Genomic DNA, 24,097 nt, shown 5'->3' with positions numbered 1-24,097 from the left:
GAAATAGCGAAGGGCGCCGCGCGATGGCGCGGCGCCCTTCGAATGCAATCGCAATCAGTGCGCGCCCGGGTAGTTCGGGCTTTCGCGAGTGATCGTCACGTCATGGGCGTGGCTTTCGCGCAGGCCCGCGCCGGAGATGCGCACGAACTGGGCGCGCTCCTGGTATTCCTTGATCGTCGGGCCGCCGACATAACCCATGGAGGCCTTGAGGCCGCCCGCGAGCTGGTGCAGGACGCCTGCGACCGGACCCTTGTAGGGGACCTGGCCTTCGATGCCCTCGGGAACCAGCTTCAGCGTGTCGCGCACTTCCGCCTGGAAGTAGCGGTCCGCCGAGCCGCGCGCCATGGCGCCAACGGAGCCCATGCCGCGATAGGCCTTGAAGGAGCGGCCCTGGTAGAGGAACACTTCGCCCGGGCTTTCATCGGTGCCGGCAAGCAGCGAGCCGATCATGACGGCCGAAGCACCGGCGGCGATCGCCTTGGCAAGGTCGCCAGAGAACTTGATGCCGCCATCGGCGATGACAGGAATGCCGGCCGCCTGGGCGGCTTCGACGGCGCCCATGATCGCAGCGAGCTGCGGCACGCCGACACCGGCGACGATGCGCGTGGTGCAGATCGAGCCCGGGCCGATACCGACCTTGACCGCATCCGCACCGGCATCGATCAGCGCCTTGGTGCCGGAGGCGGTCGCGACGTTGCCGGCCATGATGCGAACCGAGTTCGAGAGCTTCTTGACGCGGGCGACCGCGTCGAGAACGCGCTGCGAGTGACCATGGGCGGTGTCGACGACGATCAGGTCGACGCCGGCATCGATCAGTCGCTCGGCGCGCTCAAAGCCGTCATCGCCGACCGAGATGGCGGCGGCGGCACGAAGGCGGCCCTGCGCATCCTTGGAGGCGTTCGGGTTCAGCTGTGCCTTCTCGATATCCTTGACGGTGATGAGACCGACGCAACGGCCGTCGCCGTCGACCACGAGCAGCTTTTCGATGCGATGGGCGTGCAGCAGGCGCTTGGCTTCCTGCTGGTCGACGCTTTCCTTGACCGTGACCAGGTTCTCATGGGTCATGAGTTCGTGGATCTTCTGGTTCGGATCCGAGGCGAAACGAACGTCGCGGTTGGTGAGGATACCGACGAGGCGGCCCTGCTTCTGGCCACCGGCACCGCCGTTTTCAACGACCGGGATGCCGGAAATGCCATGCTGCTTCATCAGGCCGAGCGCATCGGCGAGCTTGGCGTCGGGACCGATGGTCACCGGATTGACGACCATGCCGCTTTCGAACTTTTTGACCTGGCGAACCTCTTCGGCCTGCTCGGCCGGCGTCAGGTTGCGGTGGATGACGCCGATGCCGCCGGCCTGCGCCATGGCGATTGCGAGACGCCCTTCAGTCACCGTGTCCATGGCAGACGACAGGATCGGCAGGTTCAGGTCGATGTCCTGGGCAATGGTGGTCGCGATGTTGGTCTGACCCGGCATGACTTCGGAATGCCCGGGCAGGAGCAGGACGTCGTCGAAGGTCAGAGCCTCCAGACCAGTTGCCGTTTCGATGATGCGCGCCATGGCCAATTCCCTTCAAATAGCGAAAATCCCCGGGGACGGGCTGCGTTTTGTCCACCGGGCGACTTCAAAGCGTGTCTTGGAAGTTGGCGAGGGCTCGTAACACGGATATGTCAGGATGAAAATAGCCAAAGCCGGGAAATGTCCCGCCGTCGGCCGATATTTGTTGCAGAGCAGCAATTTCGCGCGAAGAGGCGCGGCAACCAATCAGATATCGGGCTGATAGCTTGCGGGCACGAAACGGTAACCCTCGCCCTGCCTCTCGACGAAACCGACCGCAGGAAACGGCATGTGGTAGCCGATAAAGGGCAGCCGTTCGTTGGCGATCATGTCGAACACGCGACGGCGCGTCTCTGCTGCCTTCGCCTTGTCCATGTCGAAGCGCACTTCCCAGTCCGGCCGCTGCAGCGACAACACATAGTGGTTGGCGGCATCGGCCGTCAGCATCAGCGCCTTGCCGTCGGAATCGAGACGGAACACCATGTGCCCCGGCGAATGGCCGAAAGCGGCAATGGCCGAAATGCCCGGAACGACCGCGGCACCGTCGCCGATGAAGGTGGTCTTTTCCGCAAGCGGCACGACCTTTTCCAGCACGGCCTTGTGACCGTTTTCTGCTGGCGTGCCGGCGCGCGCCGGATCTTTCCAGAAGGCGTATTCGACTTCGCCCATCACATAGCGGGCATTGGCGAAGGCCGGTTTTTCGGCCTCCATGAGGCCGCCGATGTGATCGCCATGCATATGGGTTACCACGACAACCGAGACCTGCTCCGGCGAATAGCCGGCAGCGCGGATCCCGTCGAGCAGGCGGCCAGCGCCGGTCTCCCGACCGCCCTCGCCCATGCCGGTATCGAAGAGCACGAGGTCCGATCCGGTATCGACAAGAACCGGCGAATAGCTGTTGAGCAGCGCATCGGTCGGCAGGAAGTTCTGCTGCAGCAGTTCGGCCACCGCCTGTTGCGGCTGGTTGGTGCCGTAGGTCTCGTGCGGCTTGTCGCTGACGCGAGTGCCGTCATTGACGACAACGATCTTGAACGCGCCAAGCTTGAGCATTCTTGTCGGAGGGCTGGCTTTCATGCCGGTGTTTTCCGATTTTTCCTGAGCGACTGCAATGCCCGTCATCAGCGAGGGCGCTGCGAGCACGCCGAGCGTTCCCGCTCCCATCAAGGTCCTGCGCTTCATCGACATTTCACTCATGGTTCGTTTCCGCTTTCTGTTGGATCCATCGGCGACAACTCGGCCAGAACTAGCGTCTTGACAGCAAAGGCCAGTCGGGATCACAGGCTTTTGATCCGCAATCACCGGTTTTGCCCCGACAAAAGCCATGGCCGGTATTATTAGCTTCTGCTTATCGCTGACCGTCCGAAGCATCGTTTCATGAACCGTATCGTCCCGATGATCCTTGCCGTCGCTCTTTTCATGGAGCAGATGGACTCGACCGTGATTTCCACGTCGCTGCCGGCAATCGCCCGCGACATCGGCGTCGGGCCGATCACGCTGAAGTTGGCGCTGACCGCTTACATGGTGGCGCTGGCGATCTTCATCCCCTTGAGCGGCTGGATGGCCGACCGCTTCGGCGCCAAGAGGATCTTTCGCGCGGCGATCCTGGTCTTCATTGCCGGATCGATCTTCTGCGCCATTTCGAACAGCCTGCCCGCCTTCGTCTTCTCCCGGTTCCTGCAGGGAATGGGCGGCGCGATGATGACGCCGGTCGCTCGCCTCGTGCTGGTTCGCGGGACGCCGCGCAGCGAACTGGTGTCGGCCATGGCGCTGTTGACGATCCCCGCGCTCGTGGGTCCGCTTGCCGGACCGCCCCTCGGTGGCTTCATCACCACCTACTTCTCCTGGCACTGGATCTTCCTGATCAACGTGCCCGTGGGCATCGCCGGCTACATCCTGTCGGGCATCTACCTGCCGAAGATGGAGCCGCTCGATCCGCCGCCGGTCGACGTGCTGGGCTTCCTGCTCGGCGGCATTGCTGCCTCCGGCATCGTCTTCGGCCTGTCGGTGATCAGCCTGCCTGCCCTGCCCCCCGTTGTCGGCATCGCCTCGGTAGCGATCGGCCTTGTTTCGGCCCTGCTCTACATCCGCCATGCGCGGCGTCATCCGGCCCCGGTCCTCGACCTGAAGCTCTTCCGCGACAACGCCTTTCGCGCCGCTTCGATCGGCGGCACGATCTTCCGCATCTCGGTCGGCGCCGTTCCCTTCCTGATGCCGCTGATGCTGCAGGTGGGGTTCGGCCTCAACCCGTTCCAGTCCGGCCTCATCACCTTCATCGGCGCGGTCGGCGCGATTACCACCAAGTTCTACGCGCGGCGCGTTCTGGCCTTTGCCGGCTTCCGTACCACGCTGATCATCGCTGCGATCATTGCGGCGATCACCACCTTCGCCAACGGCTTCTTCACGCCGGAGACGCCCTATCTGGTGCTGATCACCATCCTCCTGATCGCCGGCTTTGCGCGCTCGTTCTTCTTCACCAGCGTCAACGCGCTGTCTTTTGCCGATATCGACGATGCGGATGCCAGCAAGGCGACCTCGATGAGCGCGGTGCTGCAACAGATCAGCCTGGCGCTCGGCGTTGCGGTCGCCGGCGCGATCCTCGAAATCGAGACGAAGCTCAGCGGCGGCCCGCTGCAGCTCGACGATTTCCACACCGCTTTCATGATCATCGCCGCCGCCAACCTGATCGCGGCGATCCCGTTCCTCACTATGGCGAAGAACGCCGGCTCCTCCGTGTCGGGACACCGGCTGCCGGCGCGCGAAGTCGAGACGGCTGCGGGGAAATGATCCCTTGGGCACCGACTGATCGACGGTGCCTTCCCAGCAACGGTGCCGGCCTTAGTAGTTGGCCAGCCACTGTTCGGCGCCCAGGTCTCCAAACCGGGGCTTCACCCCGAGGAGCGGCGCTGACCGACCGATGATCGACTTGACCATCGGAGCGGCGTTGGCCGCGGCCGTCCGCCCGCCGTTTTCTCCGGTTTTCGGCGCGTCGATGATCGACAGCACGATGTATTTGGGCTTATCCATCGGGAAGGCCGCAAGGAAGGCGTTGAAGTTGATGTCCTTGGCATAGCGGCCGTTGATGACCTTGTCGGCCGTGCCGGTCTTGCCGCCGACATGGAAGCCTTCCACCTGCGCCCGCCTGCCGGAGCCCTTCACGCCGTTCCAGTTGTAGAGGAAGCGCATGTCGGCGCTGGTCGTTTCCTTGATCACCCTTTGCGAGACGAACTTCGTTTCCTCCGGTGAGCGCGGCAGGAAGGTCGGCGGGATCAGGTGTCCGCCATTCATCAGCGCCGCGGCGGCGACGGCCGTCTGCAACGGCGTGGTCGCCACGCCGTGACCGAAGGAGATCGTCACCGAATTGATCTTCTTCCACGTGCGCGGCTGGGTCGGGATGGCGACCCCCGGCATTTCGGTTTGCATGCGGGACAGGAGGCCCATCTTCGTCAGGAACTGCTGGTGACCTTCGATCCCGACCATGTCGGCAACTGCCGCGGTGCCGATGTTGGAGGAGTACTGGAAGACCTCCGGGATCGATAGCGGACGGTTCTTGCCCTTGAAGTCCTTGATGGTGAAGCCGCCCATGCGGATCGGCCGCGACGCGTCGACGACCGAGTTCAGGTTGACCTTGCCCGCGTCGAGGCCCATCGCCAGCGTGAAGCTCTTGAAGGTCGAGCCCATCTCGAACGTGGCGTTGCTCATCCGGTTGAACCAGCCCTTTTCGTACTCCTTGTCGACGCCGCCGCCAGGCAAGGTTCGCGAGGGTTCGTTCGGATCGTAGTCGGGTACCGAGGCCATGGCGAGCACCTCACCGGTCTCTGCATCGAGAACCACAGCGCCGGCCGCCTCGGCCTCATAGTCGGTCATCGCGTTGGCGACCACTTCGCGCACGATGTTCTGGACGCGCAGATCGATCGACAGCCGCACAGGCTCGAGCGAGGCGTTGCTGGTAAGGCCAGCGGCCCGCAGATCGGCAAAGCCCTGCTGGTCGAGATAGCGCTCGATGCCGGCCAGCCCCTGGTTGTCGACATTGACGTGACCGAGGATGTGCGAAGCGGTGACGCCGCCGGGATAGAAACGGCGCTTTTCCGGGCGGAAGCCGATGCCGGGAATGCCGAGCGCCAGAATGTCCGACTGCTGCTTCGGCGTGAGCTGGCGTCGCAGCCACTGGAATGCTGATCCGGACTGGAGCTTGCGGTGCGTATCGCGCCAATCGAGATTGGGAATCACGGTCGCGAGCTTCTCGACGACCTCGTCGGCGTCGACGATCTTGCGCGGCTCCGCATAGAGCGACATCGTGTTGAGATCGGTCGCCAAGAGATGGCCGTTGCGGTCGACGATATCCGGGCGAGAGGCGATGACATGGCCGCTGCCGCCGATCGACGCGGTTTCGGCCGGCGCCGACAGGCCATATTGAACCAGCCGCCCGCCGACGACGAGAAAGACGACGGCAAAGCCGGCGATCAGGATCCCCACGCGCTGCCGCGCCTGGTTCCTGCGGCCGGCGCTGGTGCCGATGATCACCCCCGGCTTGCCGGCACCATTCCTCTTGACGGAAAAATGCGCGCGGCTTCTGAGCCGAACGGCAAGCGAAATCATCGACATCCAGGTACTTCCACATGCAGCCAACCGGGCACGTGCTCGACCCGTCGCCAATCGTCGATCGGCAGCCAGCGCTCGGTGAAATTTAAAACCTTAGGAGGTCCTAATGGACCAGATAGTAACACCAGAGTTGCACTCAACTGGTTAATGGCCGATTAACCACGATGCGCCGTCTTTGGGGGGGGCCGGGTTTTGGAGGGCGATCAGGAGTGCGGCCGATCGGCACAAGCCGGCCTGGCCCCGTGGCGCCTGCGTGCGCCATCAGGACATCGTTGGAAGCTCGGCGCCGTGCGACAGGTTACTCCGGCTGCTCGCAGACGGCGGCGATCTTGTTGCCGTCGTGATCGCGAACCCAGGCACCATAAAAATTTGCGTGAAACGGGCGTAGGCCCGGCGCACCCTCGTCCGTGCCGCCATTGGCAAGGGCTGCGGCATGAAAAGCGTCGACGGCGGCGCGGGTCTCAGCTGCAAGCGCGATGCTCACGCCATTGCCATAGGTGGCGGGCGCGCGGTTGAAGGGCGTCACCACCCAAAAGCGGATGCGATCGCCCTCAGCGCCATAGCCGATCTCGGTCTCGTCCTGGCGCTGCCGGCGGTAGCCAAGGGTCGGCATTACCGCATCGTAGAACGCGCCGGCGCGTGTCAGATCGTTGCTGCCGACGGTGACGTAAAGCAGCATGTTATTTGGCCGCTTCGTCTTCGGTTTCCGTTTCGCTGCCGGCCTGCTGGCGCCCCTTGAAATCCTTGGCAAGCAGGAACATCTCGACCGATTCGGCGCGCGAGGAGGCCGGCTTCACATGGATGACCTGACGGAAATTCTGCTTGAGCATGTTGAGCAGCTCGCGCTCGGTGCCGCCCTGGAAGGTCTTCGCCAGGAAGTGCCCGCCCTTGGCCAGCACGTCGACGGCGAAATAGGCCGCGACCTCGCACAGATGCATGGTGCGCAGGTGGTCGGTCTGGCGGTGGCCGGTCGTCGGCGCCGCCATGTCGGAGATCACCAGATCAGGCGTTCCGCCGATCGCTTCCATCAGCTTGCCCGGCGCTTCCGGATCGAGAAAGTCCATCTGAAGAATGCGCACGCCCGGAAGGGGGTCGACCTCGAGGAAGTCGATCGCCGCAACGCGCGGATCGGTATCGGTGGAGTTGGTGACCTTGGCGGCAATCTGCGACCAGCTGCCGGGGGCAGCGCCCAAGTCGATGATGCGGCGCGCGCCGCTCAGGATCTTGTGCTTCTCGTCGATCTCCAGGAGCTTGAACGCCGCGCGAGCGCGGTAGCCCTCGAGCTGCGCCCGCTGCACATAGGGGTCGTTGATGTGGCGCTCGATCCAGCGGCGGGAGGATGCCTTGAGCTTGCCCTTCTTGACCTTCTGGCCAAGCTTGCGGCCGCTACGGTTGGCGCCGACGGGGGGTTTCGTCATGGTTTGTTTCCTTCGTGGCTGCCGGAGGCATTGGAACCGCGCTGGTGGCGGCGCGGCCGCGAGCGGCGCCAGGCGCCGTCGTCCGCCATCATATCGGTGAGCAGGCCTTCGCGCAGGCCACGATCGGCAACCCGCATGCGGGTCGACGGCCAGCGCCGGCGGATCGCTTCGAGGATGGCGCAGCCGGCAAGCACCAGATCGGCGCGATCAGGGCCGATGCAGGGATTGGCGGCGCGCGCGTCGAAATCCCAGGAGAGAAGCCGCGCCTGCATGGCCGAGACTTCGTCGTCCGTCAGCCACAGGCCATCGACGCGGCGGCGATCATAGCGCGGCAAGTCGAGATGCACGCCGGCAAGCGTCGTCACCGTGCCTGACGTGCCGATCAGGTGGAAACCGCTGCCCGACGTGCCGTTCGCCAGAGCTTCGACAGGCGGGCTGTCGAAGCGGGAAAGCATGCCTTCCACTTCCTGCACCATCGCCTCGAAGCTTGCCGGCGTCACATGCTGGCCGCCATGGCGCTCCGAAAGCGTCACGACGCCGACCGGCAGCGAAGTCCAGTGGGTGATGTGGTTGGCGAGCCGGTTCGAGCGCGAATCACCGATGCGGATGACGGCGATCTCGGACGAGCCGCCGCCGATATCGAAGAGCACGACCGAGCGCGTCTCGCGATCCACCAGCGACGAGCAGCCGGAAACGGCAAGCCGTGCCTCGGTTTCGCGGTTGATGATCTCGAGATCGAGACCGGTTTCGCTCGCAACCCGCTCAAGGAAGCTTTCACCGTTTTCAGCCGCGCGGGCAGCCTCTGTCGCAATCAGGCGGCTTCGGCGGATGGTACGGGCGCCGAGCTTCGACGCGCAGATCTTCAGCGCCTCGACGGCACGCTCCATCGCCTCGTCCGACAGCCGGCCGCTGGCACCGAGCCCTTCGCCGAGACGGACGATGCGCGAGAAGGCGTCGACCACCCGGAACTGGCCGGGACGGGTCGGCTGAGCGATCAACAGACGGCAATTGTTGGTGCCGAGATCAAGTGCGGCATAGAGCGGCGCGGGCGGTTCGCTAGCAGCGATATAGGGTGCACGCGGTTGTTCGCCGCGATTGCCCGAACGCGGCTGTGCGCCCGCCTGACCGCTGCCGGCGGCAGAAGTCTGCCGCGCATTGCCGCCGCCATCGGCGCCACGCTGCTGCGCCGGCTGGCGCTCGCCGCTCGTCAGCGGGCGCCCCTGGAGCCCGCGGCGGTGCTTGGCCTTCTTGCTGCGCTTGTGGCCCTTGCGTTCGCCAAGCGACGCATCGACGACCTGAACGCCGCTGCTTTGCGACGCGGATCCGGCCTGCGCCTGCTGTTTTGCTGATTTCGAACGACGCCGCCGCTTGCGCTTGCGCGCCGGCTCCGTTTCGTTCTCTCCTGCGGGACGCCCTGCCAAACCGGCTGCGCCGGACTGGCTGGCAATTGCAGACGGCGAAGCAGACGACTTGCGTCGTTTACGCTTGCCCTTGCCGTTGCGCGGACCGAGCTTCGATCCATCACTGCGGCCTGCTGCCGACGCCCCGGATTCGGACGGCTTATCGCCGTGATCGGGGTCTTTCACTTGTTTCAACCATGGCGCCGCGCAAGGCCTTAGGGCCGCTCAAGGCGCTCTCTCGATTTTTCGTTGGCGCGACTGTACCAGCGCAACCCCCATTCGCCAAACTTTTTTTGAGAACCGGCTTGTGCACAACAAAGGCGTCGGGCGCCCGAACCCAGCAAACACACCGGGTTGAGCACCTGGGCCCCTGTTCCGGTCCCCCTCGATGGCTGCGATCTCACTTCAGCCGCGATTTTTTTTGCAAAAGGTATTTGCATCAGCCGTCGATTTGTTTATAAGCCCGCCAACCACACCGACGGGCTTCGCTCCGACGGCGGCTTTGGGGAATAGGTTAACGGTAGACCCACGGACTCTGACTCCGTTAGTCCTGGTTCGAATCCAGGTTCCCCAGCCAATCTTCTCTCTTTAAATCCTTGATTTTCAGATCGCGCTGGATGTCGCTTTGACGCCATTGGCGGCCCGATACGGCGCCGAAATCCCTGCCCACCGTAAGCTCCGTCACCTCTGAGGTAGGAATATTAGGATATTCTGCCCCATGGTCGCTTGCCTATGCGTGGCAAATGGAGTGGGATGTGGTCAACTCGGCTGACGTTGGGCGATGGCGAGAATGAAGGGGTCCGATTCGCGAATTCAGCTCGGCGGCGAAAGGCGCCAGGTGACGGCGGTTTTCTACGATATCGTCGGTTCGACCGAGCTGTTGCTCAGCAACGACCCGGAGAAATACCTCCGCTCCATCGCCAGTCTCCACAACAGTTCGGAAGACATCATTCGTCGCCATGGGGGCAATCTTAGCCGGCGGCTTGGCGACGGCGGATGCGGCTACTTCGGCTATCCGGCGCAGGTCGAGGACGCAGCCGAAATGGCCGTCCAGGCGGCTCTGGAGCTCATTGAGATGGCGACCCGGCAAAGCCACCGCCCGCGCACGGTACCCTTCAAGTTGCGCGTCGGCGTCGCAACCAGCGTCGTCGTCCTCTCCTCCGACGGCAAGGATATTGTCGGCACCGCACCGATACTGGCGGCGCGGCTTCAGGCGGAAGCGCAGCCTGATACGGTCCTTGTTGCCGAGGCAACCTACCAGCTCACCCGAAACAGGTTCGACTATACTTTCTTGCGCGACGCCGCTCTCAAGGGCTTCTCTGAACCGTCGGCGTTGTGGCAGCCTCTTGCCAGAAGCCCTGGATCTCTCCGCGACCGGTCGAACCCGGCGCGCGGCGCGCCGATGGGCGGGCGCGAGAAAGAGCTGGCGCGGCTCACGATCGAGTGGAACGCCGCATGCAGCGGCACTGGCAGATCGGTCGCCGTGACCGGTGAAGCCGGTATCGGCAAGTCCCGGCTCGTCGCCGAACTGCGCCGCTCGCTCGGGCGCGAAAACGATGCCGATATTCTTCTGCAATGCGATGCACGGATGACCGGCGAGCCCATGCAGCCGCTGATCGGCTTTCTGGAAGCAAGCGTGGGAAAGGATGTCCTGCAGCGCGGCAACGCACCGCAGCTGCGGGAGGCCCTGCACGGCATCGGGCTTCCCGTCGACGAGCGCGCGGCGCGCGCGATCGCCACGTTTACCGGCGGCGATTCGCGACGCAAGGCCGGCAATATCCAGGTTGCCGATCTCTCCGGCGAGGCGTTCCGAAAGGATGTCATCCGGGCGGCCGTGCAGATCCTGTGCGCCGGCGAGGCGGCCAAGCTCATCGTGATCGAGGACGTGCACTGGGCCGACAGCATGACCCTGACGATGCTCGAGCACCTGGTGAGCCACGCTCGCCATCGTCCGGTTCTCGTGGTCCAGACCTCGCGTGGACCGACGGCGGTTGCAGCCGCCGAAAGCCTGCCCCTCCAAGGCCTCGGAACCGCGGCGATGAAGAGCCTGGTCGCCTCCGTATGGGGCGGCGCGCCACCGGCAGGCCTGGTGTCCTTCATTCTGCAGCAATGCGACGGACTGCCGCTTTATGCCAAGGAACTCGCGCTTCTGCTTCGCAGCCGGCATTCCGTAGCGCCCGCCGCCGCCAGCTGGACGAAGCTGCTCGTCGAAGAAGGCGTTTCGTCGCTGAACGATCTCCTAGCCGTCAAGCTCGCGAAGGTTGGAAGCGCGCGCCGCGTTGCCCAACTGGCAAGCGTCATCGGCAGGGAGTTCAGCGTCAGCCTGCTCAATCGGCTGCTCGATGGCGCAGCGGCAGCCTCGCTCGAAGCGGACCTTGCCGCACTCGTCGCGCATGGCGTGATCGAACAAGGCGCCACATCCAACGACGCCTTCCAGTTCCGCCACGTGCTGCAGCACGAGGCGACCTATGGCAGCCTGCTTCGCACCGACCGGCGCAGGTTCCACAAACGCATCGCCCAATTGCTAAGCGAGGAGGACGTGCCGAGCGTGCCGCCAGCCGTGGCCGCCTGGCAATGCGCCGAAGCTGGCCTCCATCTCCAGGCGGCGCAATTTGCAATGAAGGCGGCGGAGGCGTGCGTCCTGCGATCGGCGATGCGCGAGGCCCGCCAGTCGCTCGATCTTTGCGCCCGCGAGATTGCGGCGATGCGGCGGCACGTGGATCGCCGTCCGTTCCTGCTGGACCTGCTGCAGCTTCAGGGCGTCGTGGCGACGGCGCTCGAGGGCGAAGGGTCGCAACTGGCCCGCCGGACCTACGCGCGCGCCATTTCACTGCTCAAGCGCGACGGCTCCGCCAACCGCGAAGAGCGCCTGCCGCTTTATTGGGGCTGGTGGTTCACCGCTCCGAACATTTCTCTGCAACAATCGCGGGCGCGCGTGCTGGTGAGCGACATGGAGGGCGCCCGGGATCCCGAAACGCGGCTTCAAGCTTATCATTGCGGCTGGGCGACGAGCTTCCATGCAGGCCATCACGACTACTGCCTGGACTGCGTCGGCAAGGGCATCGCCCTATATGACGCGGAACGGGCGCTTCGCAATCGCGCCTTCTACGGCGGCCACGACGCCAAGGTCTGCGGCCTTGGCGAAAGCGCCTTGTCCTACCTTCTGACGGACGCACACGAACCGAGCGAGGCGGCCATCCGGCAATGCCTGGAGTGGGCCGACAGGACGGAGCATGTCGGCAGCATGGTGCATGCGCTCTACTACGGAATCGTGTTGCGTCGCTGCCAGCAGCGATATGAAGACGTGCACAGCCTCGGCGAACGCATGCTGGCGCTCGCCGACGAAAATGGCCTGGTGGCGAGCCAGGCGCGCGCCAATATGTACTGCGGCTGGGCGGAAGCCATGGCCTCGTCACCGGAGCGGGGCGCTGCGCGCTTCGAGGAAGGGCTGCGCCTCCAAAAGCTCACGGGGACCGACGACAATCTGTCGATCCACAGCGACATGCACTCCGAGATCCTGGAACGCATGGGAGATCCCGGAGCGGCGGTCGTCCCGATCGAGAACGCCATCGCGCTTGGCCGCAAGAGCGGCCAATGGTTCTGGCTTGCGGAGCTCTACCGGCGAAGGGCGCATCTGCGGCTGGCGCTCGGCGACGCTCCTGCGCGGGCACGGCGCGACCTGCGATATGCCTTGCAATCGGCCGAGACGCAGGGCGCCGAATGGCTGGCCAAGCGCGCCGGGCACGATTTGCGACATCACTTCGGCTAGTCGGCGATGGCGAGCGTTTCGTTCCAGGACCGATCGCTCGAGGGCGTGCTGAACGCCCCCTCCCCAGCCCCTCCCGACACCTGGCAAACCGTGGAGAAAATTCTCGCCCTCCGACGGGATTTCGGGATCACCCGCCTCGGATCGGTAACCGGGCTCGATCGGATCGGCATACCGGTCGTGCAGGTGGTCCGCCCGGCCTCGCGCTCGGTTTCGGTCAATCAGGGCAAGGGCCTCAGCTATGCCCAAGCCGCCATCTCCGGCCTGATGGAATCGCTTGAAGGATGGGCATCGGAGCGCATACCGGCGGAGCGCGTGTGGCGGGCCAGCCTTGCGGACATGAATGCCGACGGGATGTGGTCGCATCTCCATCCGGCTGCAACGCCGCCGGCCGACAGCAACGATCTCGCCTGGATTTCAGGCTGGGATCTGATCTCCGGCTCTTTCCGGCCCGTGCCGCTGGCGGCGGTCGACACAAATTACGTCATCCCCTCTCCGCATCCGCACTGGCTTCAACGCAACACCACCGGGCTTGCCGCAGGCACGAGCCTGCAGCAGGCACTGATTCACGGCTGCCTTGAGATCCTCGAACGCCACGCGCATCATCTGGCCACCCGGCGGCCGCACTTCTTCGACCGCTACCAGATCGGTGTCGACACCATTGGCGGAGGCAAATCCGGCGAAATCCTTGGCCGGCTGCGCCAGGCGGGGCTGGCTGCGGGCGTATGGGCGTTACCAAGCCCGAGTGGCCTGCCCGCCTATTGGTGTCATGTCATGGAAGACCCGGCGCGGGTTCCGCTGGCCCCCTTGCCGGCGTCTGGCTTCGGCTGCGACATCGATCATGACCGCGCCCTTGCCAAGGCTCTTCTCGAGGCGTGCCAGTCGCGCCTCGGCGCCATCGCCGCGACCCGGGAAGACGTGATTGGCCGCTTCTACGCCCCACCGGAACGAAGCGAACTGATCGCCTGGTTCGAAACCCTGTCGCGCGGCGGTCTGCCCTTTCCCGAAAATGAGCCTGCGCACGGGGGCGAAAACCCGTTACCGGCCATTCTCGAGGCGATGGTCGCCGCTGGTGTCAAAGCGGTCGTCGTCGTGGTCCTGTTCTCGGACGAAGCGCTCCCTCTGCATGTGGTCAGAGTGGTTGCCCCGCCCCTGGAGGTGAGCATTGAGGAGTGAAACGATCGTCTTCCTCGGACCAACGCTGAGTGCCGCCGAGGCGCGAGCACAGCTCGATGCGACCTATCTTCCGCCAGCCGGGCAAGGGGACGTCGTGCGCGCCGTGCTGAAACATCGTCCAGCGGTGATCGCGATCATCGATGGCGAGTTTGCGCAGCGGCCGGCGGTTCGGCATAAGGAGATCCTCTGGGCCTTGGCAAAGGGCGTGTATGTCTGCGGCGCATCCAGCATGGGCGCCGTCCGCGCGGCGGAACTCAGCGACGAAGGAATGATCGGCTATGGCTTCGTCTACCGTTGGTATCGGCGCACGAGGCTTGCCGACGACGCCGACGTCGCTGTGGCGATGGCGCCGCCCGAACTGGGTTCAAGAGCTCTCACCGAAGCCCTCATTGACATCAGACTGACACTGAAACAGTCTGAACGAAGGGGCATCATCACACACGAACTGCGCGTTGCACTCGAACAGGCGGCACGATCGCTTCATTATTCCGAGCGCAGCTACAGCACCATCCTCGACAGTGTCAGGAATAATAACAACGACCCTGATATTGAGCGATTAAGACGTCATCTCGCAATCGGATTACCGAGACAGAAGAAACTTGACGCAATCGAACTACTAAAGGCGATCTCCACCTTTAAACTTCGGCGCAAAGGCCCGGACAAGAGCAACGCGTTCGAGATGACCGAGGCTTTTGCATACGATCTTCAATACGCTGAGCTGCTCGATGAAATATTCCGAGCGGATTAGTACGAACAAGTTAATCGAATTTTACAATCACAGGTGATATTGAAACCGCGAGAGAGGCCAACATGGATGCCGCCGCTCACACGTCCGACGCCGACCCGGGCAGAGCCGCTTCACCGCGTCTCGGAACGCGCTTTCTTGTCTTTCCGCAACCCCCATACATTCCAGGTTACGAGAAACCCGAGGTGGTCTGGCTCGCCCCTTCGGCAGGCGGGATTACGGCCGGCCCGTCCGACCGGCGCATGTATGTCGCCGATCCGCTCGAAACCAAGAGGCCCTATGCCTACCCTATCCTGCCGCCCTATGCCGGCGCACTCTGCCCGCCGGTGGAACCGGACGCTGACGGACATTTCGATTACATCACGCCGGACTCGCCTGCCTTTCTGGCGACACACAGCTTTGCCTGCGCACGGCGCGTGCTGGATATCTTCGAGGGCTATGTCGGGCGCGAAATCAGATGGTTCTTCGAACCGACCCTGAGCCGGCTGGAGATCATTCCGCACATTGCCGACTGGGACAACGCACAATCGGGCTTCGGCTTTGTGGAATTCGGGGAAAGCGAACCTGCGAGAGTGACGTCGCGATTCGCGCTCAATTTCGATTCCGTCGCCCATGAGATGGGCCACCTGATCCTTCTCAGCGAACTGGGCCTGCTTGAGGGCGACGGCGCCGGCAGCGAGTTTTTTGCCTATCACGAAGCGGTCGCCGACTTCGCATCGCTGCTCGGCTTGCTGCATTTCGATACAGCCGCGGATCGCATCCTGCGCCGCACCGGCGGCAACCTTTTGATCAACAACGAACTCGATCGCTTCGCCGAGCTCAGCGACGAAAGGCAGATCCGCACCTTCAACAATTCGCTGCGCGCGGGCGACGTCAGCCATGAAGTGCACGATCATTCCAAGCCATTTGCCGGAGGGCTCTTCGACTGCTTGGTCGAGGTCTATCAGACACTGCTCTTCGAGCGAGGACTGTCCGACCTCGATCCTCGCCAGTTCGGCAACCTGCGCCAGCAACTGGCGCCAGAGCTCATCGAAGCGACGTTGCGCCCATCAAGAGCGGACTACGAGCTGAAGCACTTTGCCAGCAAGGCTGCCCTAGAAGAGGCGCGAGACATCGTCGGCGAGAGCGTCGTTCGCTCCTGGCGGTTTCTGGAACCCGACGACGTCACCTTCGAAGCGGCAGCGGAAGCCTTTTTGACGGCCGCCGATCGGGGACGTGGTCGAGCCTATGTCGAACAGTTTGAAGATTGCATGCGATGGCGCGAAATTCTTTGGTGAAACAGAGGGAGAACGAGATGGACTACGAACATGTACCGGCACCGGCAACTGGCAGATACAAAGCGGACGAGCTTGTTCTCTACGGCGTCAAGCTCAACGCAAACGATGACTATGGCAGGTTCGATATCGGTGAAGGCCATAGTACCGAGCTTCGGGTCCAACTGTTTAAGGACGGTGGCGGCCTCAAGGCGGGCGACTACTCTATCGTCTTGGCCTACGGCTACGCATTCGACGGGCATTGCTACAGGCTGGATTCCCATCGAATCTTCATCGTGACAGGCCCGAAGGCCGAAGCAGCGGTCGGTTGCGGCTTCGATTCGATCGCAGGTGCATCCTATCAAATGTGGCGCATTCGGGCATCGACAGAGTTGATTGAAATCGCGACTAGCTTTGGCGATGCGCAGACGCTCATTCTAGACGCGAACCTGCCCGGAAAGCGGTCGCCGACCTCATATGCGATCACCCAATCGATGGCGCATCGCGACCGCCGACTAAACCGCGACTAGCCGGACTCTCTAACGGAGAATGTCATGTCGATCACCTCAACCGTGAAATTTAAGCAGGACTGCAACAATTTAACGATGATAGACGAATTGCCCGGCAGCTACTGCGTGGACGACAAGTTGGAACCTATCGTCGGGCGCAGCGTCAAAAAGGACACAAGCCTCAAATTCTCGGCTGATACAAACAACGGCATCGCAGACGTGAGGATCACTGGGGACATCAACGGAACGCCGCATGACGACAGGTACGATCTGGAGGACCTAAGTAAGGGAATCACTTTCCCCAAGTAGGTGTCGGTACGCACTCGGTCGAAAGCAGCACGCTATTCATCAGGTGGCTAAGGTCGACATTGGCGGCCTCGGCCAAACAAGCGCATGATCACACCTCTCCCGAAACGATCAGGCGGAGGAAGACTCATGCTCGATACCGATAGAAAAGCGGATGCAGCCTATGCGATCGAGTACATCCAGGAACATCCGGAAGCCGGACTTTGCCAGGAGGGTCGGCGCTGGTGGATTACCCCAAACGCCAACGAGACGGATGGGCGGGTTTTTTCCATGGATACGGTGGAGGCCATACGGCTCCGGGATGATGCGCGCCTACGGGCCGTGCCTGACATTGCGCATGCGGGTCGGTCGCTCTGGGTTATGCGGGACATGACATAGTGACCGTGCAGACGCGTTCGGCCGTGAGCTTGCTCCTTACAGCAGCCGCCGTCCTGCCAGATTGCGCATCAGCGCCGCTGCGCCAAAGCTCCAGGGCGCACATTCGGTCGAAAGCCTGACCGTGTTGGTCAGCGACCCGAGTTCGGCACTGGCGATCGTCACCACGTCGCCGAGCTTGTGGGTGAAGCCCTGGCCGGGCTCGTCGCGGTCTTCGACGGGCGCAAAGAGGGTGCCCATGAACAGCATCAGGCCATCAGGATACTGGTGGTGCGGGCCAATCGTCTGAGCGACGAGGTCGAGCGGGTCGCGGCTGATTTCGGCCATCGAACTGCGGCCGGTCAGGCGGTAGCCGTCCTCGCCTTCGACCAGGAGCGTCAGTTCGGCCTTGCGGACATCGTCGATCCCGTAGGTTTCATCGAAGAGGCGGATAAAGGGACCGACGGCGCATGAGGCGTTGTTGTCCTTGGCCTTGCCGAGAAGCAGCGCCGAGCGCCCCTCGATGTCGCGCAGGTTGACGTCGTTGCCGAGGGTGGCACCCCTCACCTGGCCGCTCGAGGAAACCGCAAGCACGATCTCCGGCTCCGGATTGTTCCAGCGTGAGGCCGGGTGCAGGCCGACATCGGCGCCCGGGCCGACCGCCGAGAGAACCTGCGCCTTGGTGAAGACCTCCGCGTCCGGGCCGATGCCGACCTCCAGATACTGCGACCAGACGCCCTCTTCGATGAGGGCTGCCTTGACGCGGGCCGCCTCCGGCGAACCGGGCTTCAGGTTTCGCAGACTGTCGCCGATGACGGCTGTGACGCGGGCGCGGATCGTTTCGGCGCGCGACGCATCGCCCGCCGCCCGCTCCTCGATGACGCGCTCGATCATCGAGCGCGCGAAGGTGACACCACAGGCCTTCACCGCCTGCAGATCGCAGGGCGCAAGGAGATGCAGGGCGGACGGATCCGCCTTCTGTCCGAGGCAATCCTCGAGCGCGACAAGCCGCTCGCCCTGGGTGGAGCGGACGTGCGCAACGGGATCCGGGTGTTCGAGGAGGTCGCGCATGGTGGGCGCTGCCTTCGAGGTGATGTCGAAGAGCGCGCCGTCACGGATCACAACTACCGACGGGCCGCCGACATCGGCTCGCCAGGCGCGACCGACAAAGGTGCCATTTTGAAATACCGGATCCGCCATGCCGTTCTACCCTCCCGTGAGCGCTACCATCATGCAGCGGAAACCTCCGCTGTAAAGCGGGCGACGACGATCGAACGTCCCTTGGGTTGTAGCGGTCGGAACATTGCAAATTTTCACGCGTTTACGGTTACGGCGCGCCGATCCGAGCGCGCCCCGCCGCTCTGTCTCGCGAGCGCACGAAATCCGGCGCCCACCGCTGCCCCGGGAAGGTTCAGGAGCAGCCGGCCGAGGCCACGAGGAGATCAAGAAAGGATCAACGCAATGAACCAGCACGAAGAGTTCAAGGAAAAGCCGGTCATCGACCCCGTGACTGGGCAGCCGCTGCCCCAACCCACTGCGCAAACGCACCTCAGCGACGTACCTGTCGAGCCCCCCAGACGCAGCAGCTGGCCAATCATCATCATCCTGCTCGCCGGCTTGGTGCTGGCGTTGATCGCCTGGCTGCCGGCCGAACTGAGCCGCGACACCGCCAACACGGTAGCGCCGCCGTCGACCACCGACCAGCCGGCAACCGGAACGACGGGCCAGGCCACACCGCCGGCCGATACGGGCACGGCTCCCGCCGGTGGAACGACGACCCAGCCGGCCCCGGAAGCAACGCCGCAGCAGGGAACACAGGGCGCTAGCCCGAACTCGACCCCTGGCACGACACCCGAAATGACGCAGCCGGCGCCGTAAGCAGGACGGAGCACGCGCAAACCGGTGGGCCGGAGGCTTTTGATCTCCGGCCCTCGCGTCGTCGTTCACCTGAACAAAAATCATGAGGCCGAATGACGGATCGGCTGTGTCCGTTAGACGTCGTTCGTCAGTCCGGCCGGATGTTTGCGGATATCATCGCGTCCCAGCCGGCTGCGGCGCAGTCGGCGATCGCGACCAGGGTTTCCCGCGTGGCGCCGTCGCGCGCCTGGATCGACATGCCGTGCTGCAGCGAGGCGACGTAGGCGGCAATCGCGGCGCAGTCGACACCCACAGGCAGTTCGCCTTCCTCGACTGCGCGCTCGAAACGCTGCTCCAGAGCCATCTGCTTCTCCAGCCGACGCAGCTTCAGTGCGTCACAGACCTCCGCATCACCACCCGCCATCTGCGGTGCCGACAGAACCACCATGCAGCCTCTCGGCTCGCCACGCTGTGTAAAATTCTCGGCCGTGCGTCTCAACAGGTCGTGCACCGCCGCCTTTGCGGTCGGAACCGTCTCCAGTTCATCCCAGATGCCGGCACCGTCGGTGCGGCCGTAAAGGTCCACGGCCTCGATGAAGAGCTGCGCCTTGCTGCCGAAGGCAGCGTAGAGGCTCGGCGGGTTCAATCCCATGGCCCGAGTCAGATCCGACAGCGAGGTATTGTCATAGCCCTTGTCCCAGAAGAGCTGCATGGCGCTTGCAAGCGCCTCGTCTCTCGAAAAATTGCGTGGCCGCCCGCGGCTCATCTCGGCTGATCCTTTTTTTGTATCGATCAATACATAATCGCTTGACAGCGGATGGCAAGTCGTTTCCCCTTATATGTATCGATCACTACAGATTTGGAGAAACCAGTGACGAGTTTGAAAGACAAGGTGGCCCTGGTGACGGGCGGCAGCCGCGGCATCGGTGCAGCGATCGCAAGGCGCCTGGCGAGCGACGGCGCAACCGTGGCGGTGACCTACAGCCAGTCGAAAGAAAAGGCCGAGGCGCTCGTGGCGGAGATCACGGGGGATGGCGGCAGCGCACTGGCGATCCAGGCGGACAACCGCGATCCGGGCGCGGTTGAAGCCGCCGTCAAGACGGTCGCGGAAAAACACGGTCGCATCGATATCCTCGTCAACAATGCCGGCATCTTCGACGCCGGAACGGTGGACGAGGTGACTGAGGAGGATTTCGACCGGACGATCGACGTCAATGTGAAGGCGGTGTTTCTCGCCACGCGCGCCGCTTCGGCGCACATGCCGGATGGCGGGCGCGTCATCAACATCGGCAGCAACCTCGCCGCCCGCGTCCCATGGCCGGGCATGAGCCTTTATGTGCTGAGCAAGAGCGCGCTGATTGGCTTCACCAAAGCGGTGGCGCGCGATCTCGGGCCGAAGGGCATCACCGTCAACATCGTCCATCCTGGCTCGACCGACACGGACATGAACCCGGCCAACGGCGAACATGCCGGCCCGCAGCGCGGACTGATGGCGATCCCGCGTTTCAACGAGGCGAGCGACGTAGCAGGCGTCGTCGCCTGGCTGGCGGGGCCTGACGGCCGCAGCGTAACGGGCGCCGAATTCACCATCGACGGCGGCACCAACGCCTGATCAGGCAAGGAACAAGGCCGGAAACGCAGCGTCCGGCCTTTTCCTACTTCGTGATGCTATGGCTTCGGACCGTGTCAGGCCAGGAAACGCTCCGGCCGGTAGGGCGCGATGTCGATGACCGTCTTTTCGCCGGTCATGGCTTCCGCCAGCGCCCGACCGGTGACCGGCCCAAGCGTCATGCCGTGATGGGCATGGCCGAAGGCAAACCACAGGCCCTCGTGACGCGGCGCCTTGCCGATAAGCGGCATCATATCCGGCGTGCAGGGACGCGCGCCCATCCAGGGTTCTTCGTCGCGACGTTCGGCAAGCGGGAAGAATTCGCGCGCCACCCGCTCGGCCCGCGTCAGCTGCACCGGCGTCTTCGGCGCATCGCGCCAGGCAAATTCCGCACCCGTCGTCAAACGGATGCCGCGCAGCATCGGCGCCAGGAAGTAGCCCTTTTCGGCATCGAGCACCCAGTTGTTGAGCTGCGCGCCGTCCTGCATGCCGTAGTGCATGTGGTAGCCACGCTTCACAGCCAGCGGGAAATGATAGCCGAGCTTGCGGGTAACCGTATCGGCCCAGGGGCCGAGCGCCACGACGACTTCGCGGGCTTCCAGCGGCCCTTCCGGGGTGGCGACGCGCCAACCGGGACCTTCGAGTACGTGTTCGGTCGTCGCCGCATCGCCGGAAATCAGCCGTCCGCCCAGGGACTGGAAGTAGGCGAGATAGGCCTTGTTGAGGCTGTGCGGATCGCGGATCGACCAGGGATCGCTCCAGCGCAGACCGCCGACGAGATCGGCCTTGATCGACGGCTCCAGCGTCTTCAGCTCGCTCGTCGAAAGCTTCTGGTGGTTGACGCCGAAGCCCGCCGAGAGCTTTTCCGCTTCCTTGTACGCGGCGTCGCGTTCCTTCTCGGTGCGGAACACCTTCATCCAGCCGTCCTTACGGATGAGGTCGCCGGCTCCGGACGCCTCGATCAGATCCTGATGTTCGGTGATCGAATGCTCGATCAGCGGCGCATAGAGCTGGGCGATGCGCCGGTGCTGGGTAAAGCCGGAATGCCACCAGTAGCGGGCGAGGAACGGCACCAGGCCCGGAAGGGCGCGGAAATGGTAATGGGCGTCGATGGTGTTGTTGAGCGCGTAGCGGAAGAGTGCGCCGAAATCATGCGGGAAGCCGTATGGAAAGACGCCTTCGCGCTGGATCAGGCCGGCGTTGCCGTAGGAGGTTTCCTCGCCGGGGCCACGACGATCGAGCAGCACCACCGACTTGCCGCGGCGGGCGAGATGGATGGCGGTGGAAATGCCGACGATGCCGGCGCCCAGAACCACTACGTCAGTCTTCATCTCAGGCTGCCCCGTTGCTCGATCAAGACAAACCGCGGCTTTGCTGAAGCCGCGGCACCAATATCACTTCTTCTTCAGCGCATTCATGATTTGCTCGAGATAGCCGAGCAGTACGGCCGAGACGACAAAGGCCAGATGTATGATCGTCGCCCACATCAACTGCTCGCTCGAATATTGCTGCGCGTTTAAGAAGATCTGCAGCAGGTGGATCGAGGAAATGGCCACGATCGACGACGCAACCTTGATCTTCAGGCTGCCGGAATCGAGCTTGCCGAGGAAGGAGACCTCCGCATCGCCTTCGTCGAAGCGGCTGACGAAGTTCTCGTAACCGGAAATCATCACCATCACGATCAGGCTGGCCACGAGCGCTGCATCGATCAGGCCGAGCATCGCCAGAATCATCTGCGCATCGTCATAGACGAAGACCATGCTGGCGATCTTCAGCAGCTTGAAGGCGAACGAGATGCCGTAGAGGGCAAGTGCCGCGACCAGGCCAAGGTAGAAGATGACGAGAAGCCAGCGGCTGGACAGGATGATCCGCTCGACGAGCAGTTCCAGCGATTTCATGATGTTCGATACCCCGGGGCGAAAACGACAATTGGGGCATCAATAGCCAAGCGGACCAGCAAGGGCAAGCAAGACGATTCGGCCACCAAACACATCGAGGGCGGCTGTGACGCCGCCCGTTTCCTGTTTATGCCTAACAACTCAAATAGGGCCGCTCAGCCGCGGCGCACCAGGCCGGCAACGAGCGAAATCACCAGAAAGACCAGGAAAAGGAAGAAGAGGATCTGCGCGATGCCCGCGGACGTGCCGGCAATACCCCCAAACCCAAGTACACCCGCTATGATTGCCACAACGAGGAAGACAAGCGCGTAGTATAACATAGCAATTCTCCTTGCCTAAATCACTGCAATGCAAACGCGATAGCTTTCAATTTGTTCCAGTTCTCGATCAAAATCGGCGCGCGGAATTCCGTGGCGTCACTCGACATTAATATTCTGTTTACGATGAAAGACGAAAGAGTCCCAAATCGGCACGGTTTGCACCGGAAATGCCCGGAACCTTCGCAATACTCTGACGTTCTTCATCCATGGAACGCAGGGTCGAAATGAAGATGCCGACAGCACATATCTGGAAAACGGCGACCGAAGCCGGACGGGAGCGGACGCATCTCTCCGATAGAAATCTTCACATCGGAAAGACGATGCGCGACCTGTACACGGACGGCGAAAAACAAAGCGCCAAGCTTCAGTCTCTGCTTGAAGAACTTCGCAGGCGAGAGGCCAAGGCAAAGAAGAAATAAGCGCGATGCGCATGACAAACAAAAAGCCGCGCGACAGGTGTCGCGCGGCTTTTGTCTTGGCGTCGTTCTTCCGGGGAAGCAAGACTGACTGCTTCCCGCGAACCGCCTAGCGGCGCGACATCCATTCGTCGATCTGCCGCTCCGCCTCGTCACGTGCAACGCCGTATCGCGCCTGGATCCGCCCGGCGAGTTCTTCCCTGCGACCATCGATGATATCGAGGTCGTCGTTGGTGAGCTTACCCCACTGCGACTGAGCCTTACCCTTCAACTCGTGCCATTTGCCTTCAACAATGTCCCAGTTCATTTCCGATCCTTTCGGTTGATGCAGTCGCCCTAGCGCAATTGCCCAAGAGCTACCGGTGAAATCAGTTACGAGCCTTGGCGCCGCTTTCGCTTCGCGCGGCAACGGCATAGCTGCCGTCATCGACCTTGACCTCGACCTGCAGACGGCCAGGCGCCTTCACCTGCCACTCGATGGTCGCGTCTTCTACGAACAGCGCCGGATCGACTTCCGCGCAGGCGCCATAAGCGTGCTTGAAGCTCGTCGATGTCGCCTCGATCGCAGGCGAAAGCAGTTCGCGGCATTCGTCTACGGTCTCGAAAGCCACGGTGGGCGCCGGCACTTCGCGGCAGGCCTCTGTCGTCTGCATGCAGCCGACCAGGACCATGATGGCGGCAATGTGTTCCATTCGCATGCTCCCTTGCGTCAAACTCCAACAGCAAACGGAAATGTGCGATCTGCGGTTCCGCGAATGGGCGCGAAATATTTCCTGGAACCTTGGCGTCAGCTGCGCGTTTGAGCGGCCCAGAGACGGTCGGGAGGCGTCATTCGCCCACAGCGTTCAGCGGGCGACCACGGCCCACAACCGGGACGGCCATCGACCGTCGGCCACCCCAACAATGGAACAAAAATG

Annotated in this window: 24 protein-coding genes and 1 tRNA gene; 12 read left to right on the top strand and 13 right to left on the bottom strand. The window is 63.2% G+C overall.

From position 1 onward, the window contains the following. Positions 1–54: 54 nt before the first annotated feature. Both guaB and FA04_RS01945 read right to left on the bottom strand, forming a co-directional pair. Positions 55–1,557 carry an IMP dehydrogenase gene (guaB, locus tag FA04_RS01950; protein ID WP_034800902.1) on the bottom strand — a complete coding sequence of 501 codons (1,503 nt, stop codon included), beginning with the start codon at positions 1,555–1,557 and terminating at the stop codon, positions 55–57. Between the two features lie 204 nt (positions 1,558–1,761). Further along, positions 1,762–2,748, bottom strand: coding sequence for an MBL fold metallo-hydrolase (locus tag FA04_RS01945; protein ID WP_234798731.1), 987 nt, complete (start codon positions 2,746–2,748; stop codon positions 1,762–1,764). A gap of 180 nt (positions 2,749–2,928) precedes the next feature. Between FA04_RS01945 and FA04_RS01940 the strand changes: the two genes are divergently transcribed. Further along, entirely contained in the window at positions 2,929–4,338 is a 1,410-nt protein-coding gene (locus tag FA04_RS01940) for a DHA2 family efflux MFS transporter permease subunit (protein WP_034800899.1), read from the top strand. Positions 4,339–4,389: 51 nt separating this feature from the next. Here the strand turns inward: FA04_RS01940 and FA04_RS01935 are convergent, their stop codons facing one another. The 4 genes from FA04_RS01935 to FA04_RS01920 all read right to left on the bottom strand — a co-directional run bounded on the left by FA04_RS01935 (position 4,390) and on the right by FA04_RS01920 (position 9,157). Then, positions 4,390–6,156, bottom strand: coding sequence for a peptidoglycan D,D-transpeptidase FtsI family protein (locus FA04_RS01935; RefSeq protein WP_034800896.1), 1,767 nt, complete (start codon positions 6,154–6,156; stop codon positions 4,390–4,392). Between the two features lie 295 nt (positions 6,157–6,451). Next, positions 6,452–6,832: a VOC family protein gene (locus FA04_RS01930; RefSeq protein ID WP_034800894.1), complete on the bottom strand. Its 381-nt coding sequence runs from the start codon at positions 6,830–6,832 to the stop codon at positions 6,452–6,454. 1 nt (position 6,833) lies between these two features. After that, the gene (locus tag FA04_RS01925) at positions 6,834–7,571 is read right to left on the bottom strand and encodes an RlmE family RNA methyltransferase (RefSeq protein ID WP_034800892.1); all 738 of its coding nucleotides are present in this window, start codon (positions 7,569–7,571) and stop codon (positions 6,834–6,836) included. Then, complete coding sequence (locus FA04_RS01920; protein ID WP_034800890.1) at positions 7,568–9,157, bottom strand: Ppx/GppA phosphatase family protein; 1,590 nt, start codon at positions 9,155–9,157, stop codon at positions 7,568–7,570. Before FA04_RS01920 ends, FA04_RS01925 begins: the two co-directional genes overlap by 4 nt. Before the next feature lie 317 nt (positions 9,158–9,474). On the opposite strand from FA04_RS01920, the gene FA04_RS01915 reads away from it, so the two are divergent. The 8 genes from FA04_RS01915 to FA04_RS01880 all read left to right on the top strand — a co-directional run bounded on the left by FA04_RS01915 (position 9,475) and on the right by FA04_RS01880 (position 17,104). Then, positions 9,475–9,548, top strand: a tRNA-Gln gene (locus FA04_RS01915). Between the two features lie 213 nt (positions 9,549–9,761). After that, positions 9,762–12,740 carry an ATP-binding protein gene (locus tag FA04_RS01910; protein WP_034800888.1) on the top strand — a complete coding sequence of 993 codons (2,979 nt, stop codon included), beginning with the start codon at positions 9,762–9,764 and terminating at the stop codon, positions 12,738–12,740. A 6-nt stretch (positions 12,741–12,746) separates the two neighbouring features. Beyond that, positions 12,747–13,913: a YcaO-like family protein gene (locus FA04_RS01905; protein ID WP_034800886.1), complete on the top strand. Its 1,167-nt coding sequence runs from the start codon at positions 12,747–12,749 to the stop codon at positions 13,911–13,913. Beyond that, positions 13,903–14,661: a TfuA-like protein gene (locus tag FA04_RS01900; protein ID WP_034800884.1), complete on the top strand. Its 759-nt coding sequence runs from the start codon at positions 13,903–13,905 to the stop codon at positions 14,659–14,661. The genes FA04_RS01905 and FA04_RS01900 overlap by 11 nt, the downstream gene beginning before the upstream one ends. A gap of 62 nt (positions 14,662–14,723) precedes the next feature. Further along, a complete protein-coding gene (locus FA04_RS01895) occupies positions 14,724–15,935 on the top strand; it encodes a gluzincin family metallopeptidase (protein WP_034800881.1) in 1,212 nt (403 codons plus the stop codon). 17 nt (positions 15,936–15,952) lie between these two features. Next, positions 15,953–16,441 (top strand): hypothetical protein, encoded by a 489-nt coding sequence (locus FA04_RS01890; RefSeq protein ID WP_034800879.1) that lies wholly within the window; start codon positions 15,953–15,955, stop codon positions 16,439–16,441. A gap of 24 nt (positions 16,442–16,465) precedes the next feature. After that, complete coding sequence (locus tag FA04_RS01885) at positions 16,466–16,729, top strand: hypothetical protein (protein ID WP_034800877.1); 264 nt, start codon at positions 16,466–16,468, stop codon at positions 16,727–16,729. Between the two features lie 126 nt (positions 16,730–16,855). Further along, positions 16,856–17,104, top strand: a complete 249-nt coding sequence (locus tag FA04_RS01880; protein ID WP_034800874.1) for a hypothetical protein — start codon at positions 16,856–16,858, stop codon at positions 17,102–17,104. A 36-nt stretch (positions 17,105–17,140) separates the two neighbouring features. Here FA04_RS01880 and FA04_RS01875 read toward each other — a convergent pair whose 3' ends face one another. Continuing rightward, complete coding sequence (locus FA04_RS01875; protein WP_034800872.1) at positions 17,141–18,280, bottom strand: fumarylacetoacetate hydrolase family protein; 1,140 nt, start codon at positions 18,278–18,280, stop codon at positions 17,141–17,143. Between the two features lie 261 nt (positions 18,281–18,541). On the opposite strand from FA04_RS01875, the gene FA04_RS01870 reads away from it, so the two are divergent. Beyond that, on the top strand, positions 18,542–18,958 hold the full coding sequence (locus FA04_RS01870; RefSeq protein WP_051659567.1) for a hypothetical protein: 417 nt from the start codon (positions 18,542–18,544) through the stop codon (positions 18,956–18,958). A gap of 127 nt (positions 18,959–19,085) precedes the next feature. On the opposite strand, the gene FA04_RS01865 is transcribed toward FA04_RS01870, so the two are convergent. After that, a complete protein-coding gene (locus FA04_RS01865; protein ID WP_034800870.1) occupies positions 19,086–19,703 on the bottom strand; it encodes a TetR/AcrR family transcriptional regulator in 618 nt (205 codons plus the stop codon). A 51-nt stretch (positions 19,704–19,754) separates the two neighbouring features. Between FA04_RS01865 and FA04_RS01860 the strand changes: the two genes are divergently transcribed. Further along, positions 19,755–20,549, top strand: a complete 795-nt coding sequence (locus FA04_RS01860; RefSeq protein ID WP_082566269.1) for a 3-oxoacyl-ACP reductase family protein — start codon at positions 19,755–19,757, stop codon at positions 20,547–20,549. A gap of 74 nt (positions 20,550–20,623) precedes the next feature. Here FA04_RS01860 and FA04_RS01855 read toward each other — a convergent pair whose 3' ends face one another. From FA04_RS01855 to FA04_RS01845, 3 genes are all read right to left on the bottom strand, one after another. Further along, positions 20,624–21,877, bottom strand: a complete 1,254-nt coding sequence (locus FA04_RS01855) for an NAD(P)/FAD-dependent oxidoreductase (protein WP_034800866.1) — start codon at positions 21,875–21,877, stop codon at positions 20,624–20,626. Positions 21,878–21,940: 63 nt separating this feature from the next. After that, complete coding sequence (locus FA04_RS01850) at positions 21,941–22,444, bottom strand: TIGR00645 family protein (protein ID WP_082566270.1); 504 nt, start codon at positions 22,442–22,444, stop codon at positions 21,941–21,943. 155 nt (positions 22,445–22,599) lie between these two features. Then, complete coding sequence (locus FA04_RS01845; RefSeq protein ID WP_034800864.1) at positions 22,600–22,764, bottom strand: DUF1328 domain-containing protein; 165 nt, start codon at positions 22,762–22,764, stop codon at positions 22,600–22,602. Positions 22,765–22,988: 224 nt separating this feature from the next. Between FA04_RS01845 and FA04_RS01840 the strand changes: the two genes are divergently transcribed. After that, on the top strand, positions 22,989–23,183 hold the full coding sequence (locus FA04_RS01840; protein ID WP_034801404.1) for a hypothetical protein: 195 nt from the start codon (positions 22,989–22,991) through the stop codon (positions 23,181–23,183). A 106-nt stretch (positions 23,184–23,289) separates the two neighbouring features. Here FA04_RS01840 and FA04_RS01835 read toward each other — a convergent pair whose 3' ends face one another. Both FA04_RS01835 and FA04_RS01830 read right to left on the bottom strand, forming a co-directional pair. After that, positions 23,290–23,487 carry a CsbD family protein gene (locus tag FA04_RS01835; protein ID WP_034800861.1) on the bottom strand — a complete coding sequence of 66 codons (198 nt, stop codon included), beginning with the start codon at positions 23,485–23,487 and terminating at the stop codon, positions 23,290–23,292. Positions 23,488–23,548: 61 nt separating this feature from the next. Next, positions 23,549–23,872 (bottom strand): hypothetical protein, encoded by a 324-nt coding sequence (locus FA04_RS01830; protein WP_034800858.1) that lies wholly within the window; start codon positions 23,870–23,872, stop codon positions 23,549–23,551. Positions 23,873–24,097: the final 225 nt, after the last annotated feature.

The sequence above is a fragment of the Ensifer adhaerens genome, assembly GCF_000697965.2.
Taxonomy (GTDB): domain Bacteria; phylum Pseudomonadota; class Alphaproteobacteria; order Rhizobiales; family Rhizobiaceae; genus Ensifer; species Ensifer adhaerens.
The sequence above is the reverse complement of the archived record's forward strand: the minus strand, read 5'-3'. Positions and strand labels throughout refer to the sequence as shown.

Excerpts from the sequence above, each read along its gene's own strand:
- guaB (WP_034800902.1), bottom strand. The coding sequence starts at position 1,557 with ATGGCGCGCATCATCGAAACGGCAACTGGTCTGGAGGCTCTGACCTTC.
- FA04_RS01945 (WP_234798731.1), bottom strand. The coding sequence starts at position 2,748 with ATGAGTGAAATGTCGATGAAGCGCAGGACCTTGATGGGAGCGGGAACG.
- FA04_RS01940 (WP_034800899.1), top strand. The coding sequence starts at position 2,929 with ATGAACCGTATCGTCCCGATGATCCTTGCCGTCGCTCTTTTCATGGAG.
- FA04_RS01935 (WP_034800896.1), bottom strand. The coding sequence starts at position 6,156 with ATGTCGATGATTTCGCTTGCCGTTCGGCTCAGAAGCCGCGCGCATTTT.
- FA04_RS01930 (WP_034800894.1), bottom strand. The coding sequence starts at position 6,832 with ATGCTGCTTTACGTCACCGTCGGCAGCAACGATCTGACACGCGCCGGC.
- FA04_RS01925 (WP_034800892.1), bottom strand. The coding sequence starts at position 7,571 with ATGACGAAACCCCCCGTCGGCGCCAACCGTAGCGGCCGCAAGCTTGGC.
- FA04_RS01910 (WP_034800888.1), top strand. The coding sequence starts at position 9,762 with ATGAAGGGGTCCGATTCGCGAATTCAGCTCGGCGGCGAAAGGCGCCAG.
- FA04_RS01905 (WP_034800886.1), top strand. The coding sequence starts at position 12,747 with ATGGCGAGCGTTTCGTTCCAGGACCGATCGCTCGAGGGCGTGCTGAAC.
- FA04_RS01895 (WP_034800881.1), top strand. The coding sequence starts at position 14,724 with ATGGATGCCGCCGCTCACACGTCCGACGCCGACCCGGGCAGAGCCGCT.
- FA04_RS01890 (WP_034800879.1), top strand. The coding sequence starts at position 15,953 with ATGGACTACGAACATGTACCGGCACCGGCAACTGGCAGATACAAAGCG.
- FA04_RS01885 (WP_034800877.1), top strand. The coding sequence starts at position 16,466 with ATGTCGATCACCTCAACCGTGAAATTTAAGCAGGACTGCAACAATTTA.
- FA04_RS01880 (WP_034800874.1), top strand. The coding sequence starts at position 16,856 with ATGCTCGATACCGATAGAAAAGCGGATGCAGCCTATGCGATCGAGTAC.
- FA04_RS01875 (WP_034800872.1), bottom strand. The coding sequence starts at position 18,280 with ATGGCGGATCCGGTATTTCAAAATGGCACCTTTGTCGGTCGCGCCTGG.
- FA04_RS01870 (WP_051659567.1), top strand. The coding sequence starts at position 18,542 with ATGAACCAGCACGAAGAGTTCAAGGAAAAGCCGGTCATCGACCCCGTG.
- FA04_RS01865 (WP_034800870.1), bottom strand. The coding sequence starts at position 19,703 with ATGAGCCGCGGGCGGCCACGCAATTTTTCGAGAGACGAGGCGCTTGCA.
- FA04_RS01860 (WP_082566269.1), top strand. The coding sequence starts at position 19,755 with ATGGCAAGTCGTTTCCCCTTATATGTATCGATCACTACAGATTTGGAG.
- FA04_RS01855 (WP_034800866.1), bottom strand. The coding sequence starts at position 21,877 with ATGAAGACTGACGTAGTGGTTCTGGGCGCCGGCATCGTCGGCATTTCC.
- FA04_RS01850 (WP_082566270.1), bottom strand. The coding sequence starts at position 22,444 with ATGAAATCGCTGGAACTGCTCGTCGAGCGGATCATCCTGTCCAGCCGC.
- FA04_RS01845 (WP_034800864.1), bottom strand. The coding sequence starts at position 22,764 with ATGTTATACTACGCGCTTGTCTTCCTCGTTGTGGCAATCATAGCGGGT.
- FA04_RS01840 (WP_034801404.1), top strand. The coding sequence starts at position 22,989 with ATGAAGATGCCGACAGCACATATCTGGAAAACGGCGACCGAAGCCGGA.
- FA04_RS01835 (WP_034800861.1), bottom strand. The coding sequence starts at position 23,487 with ATGAACTGGGACATTGTTGAAGGCAAATGGCACGAGTTGAAGGGTAAG.
- FA04_RS01830 (WP_034800858.1), bottom strand. The coding sequence starts at position 23,872 with ATGGAACACATTGCCGCCATCATGGTCCTGGTCGGCTGCATGCAGACG.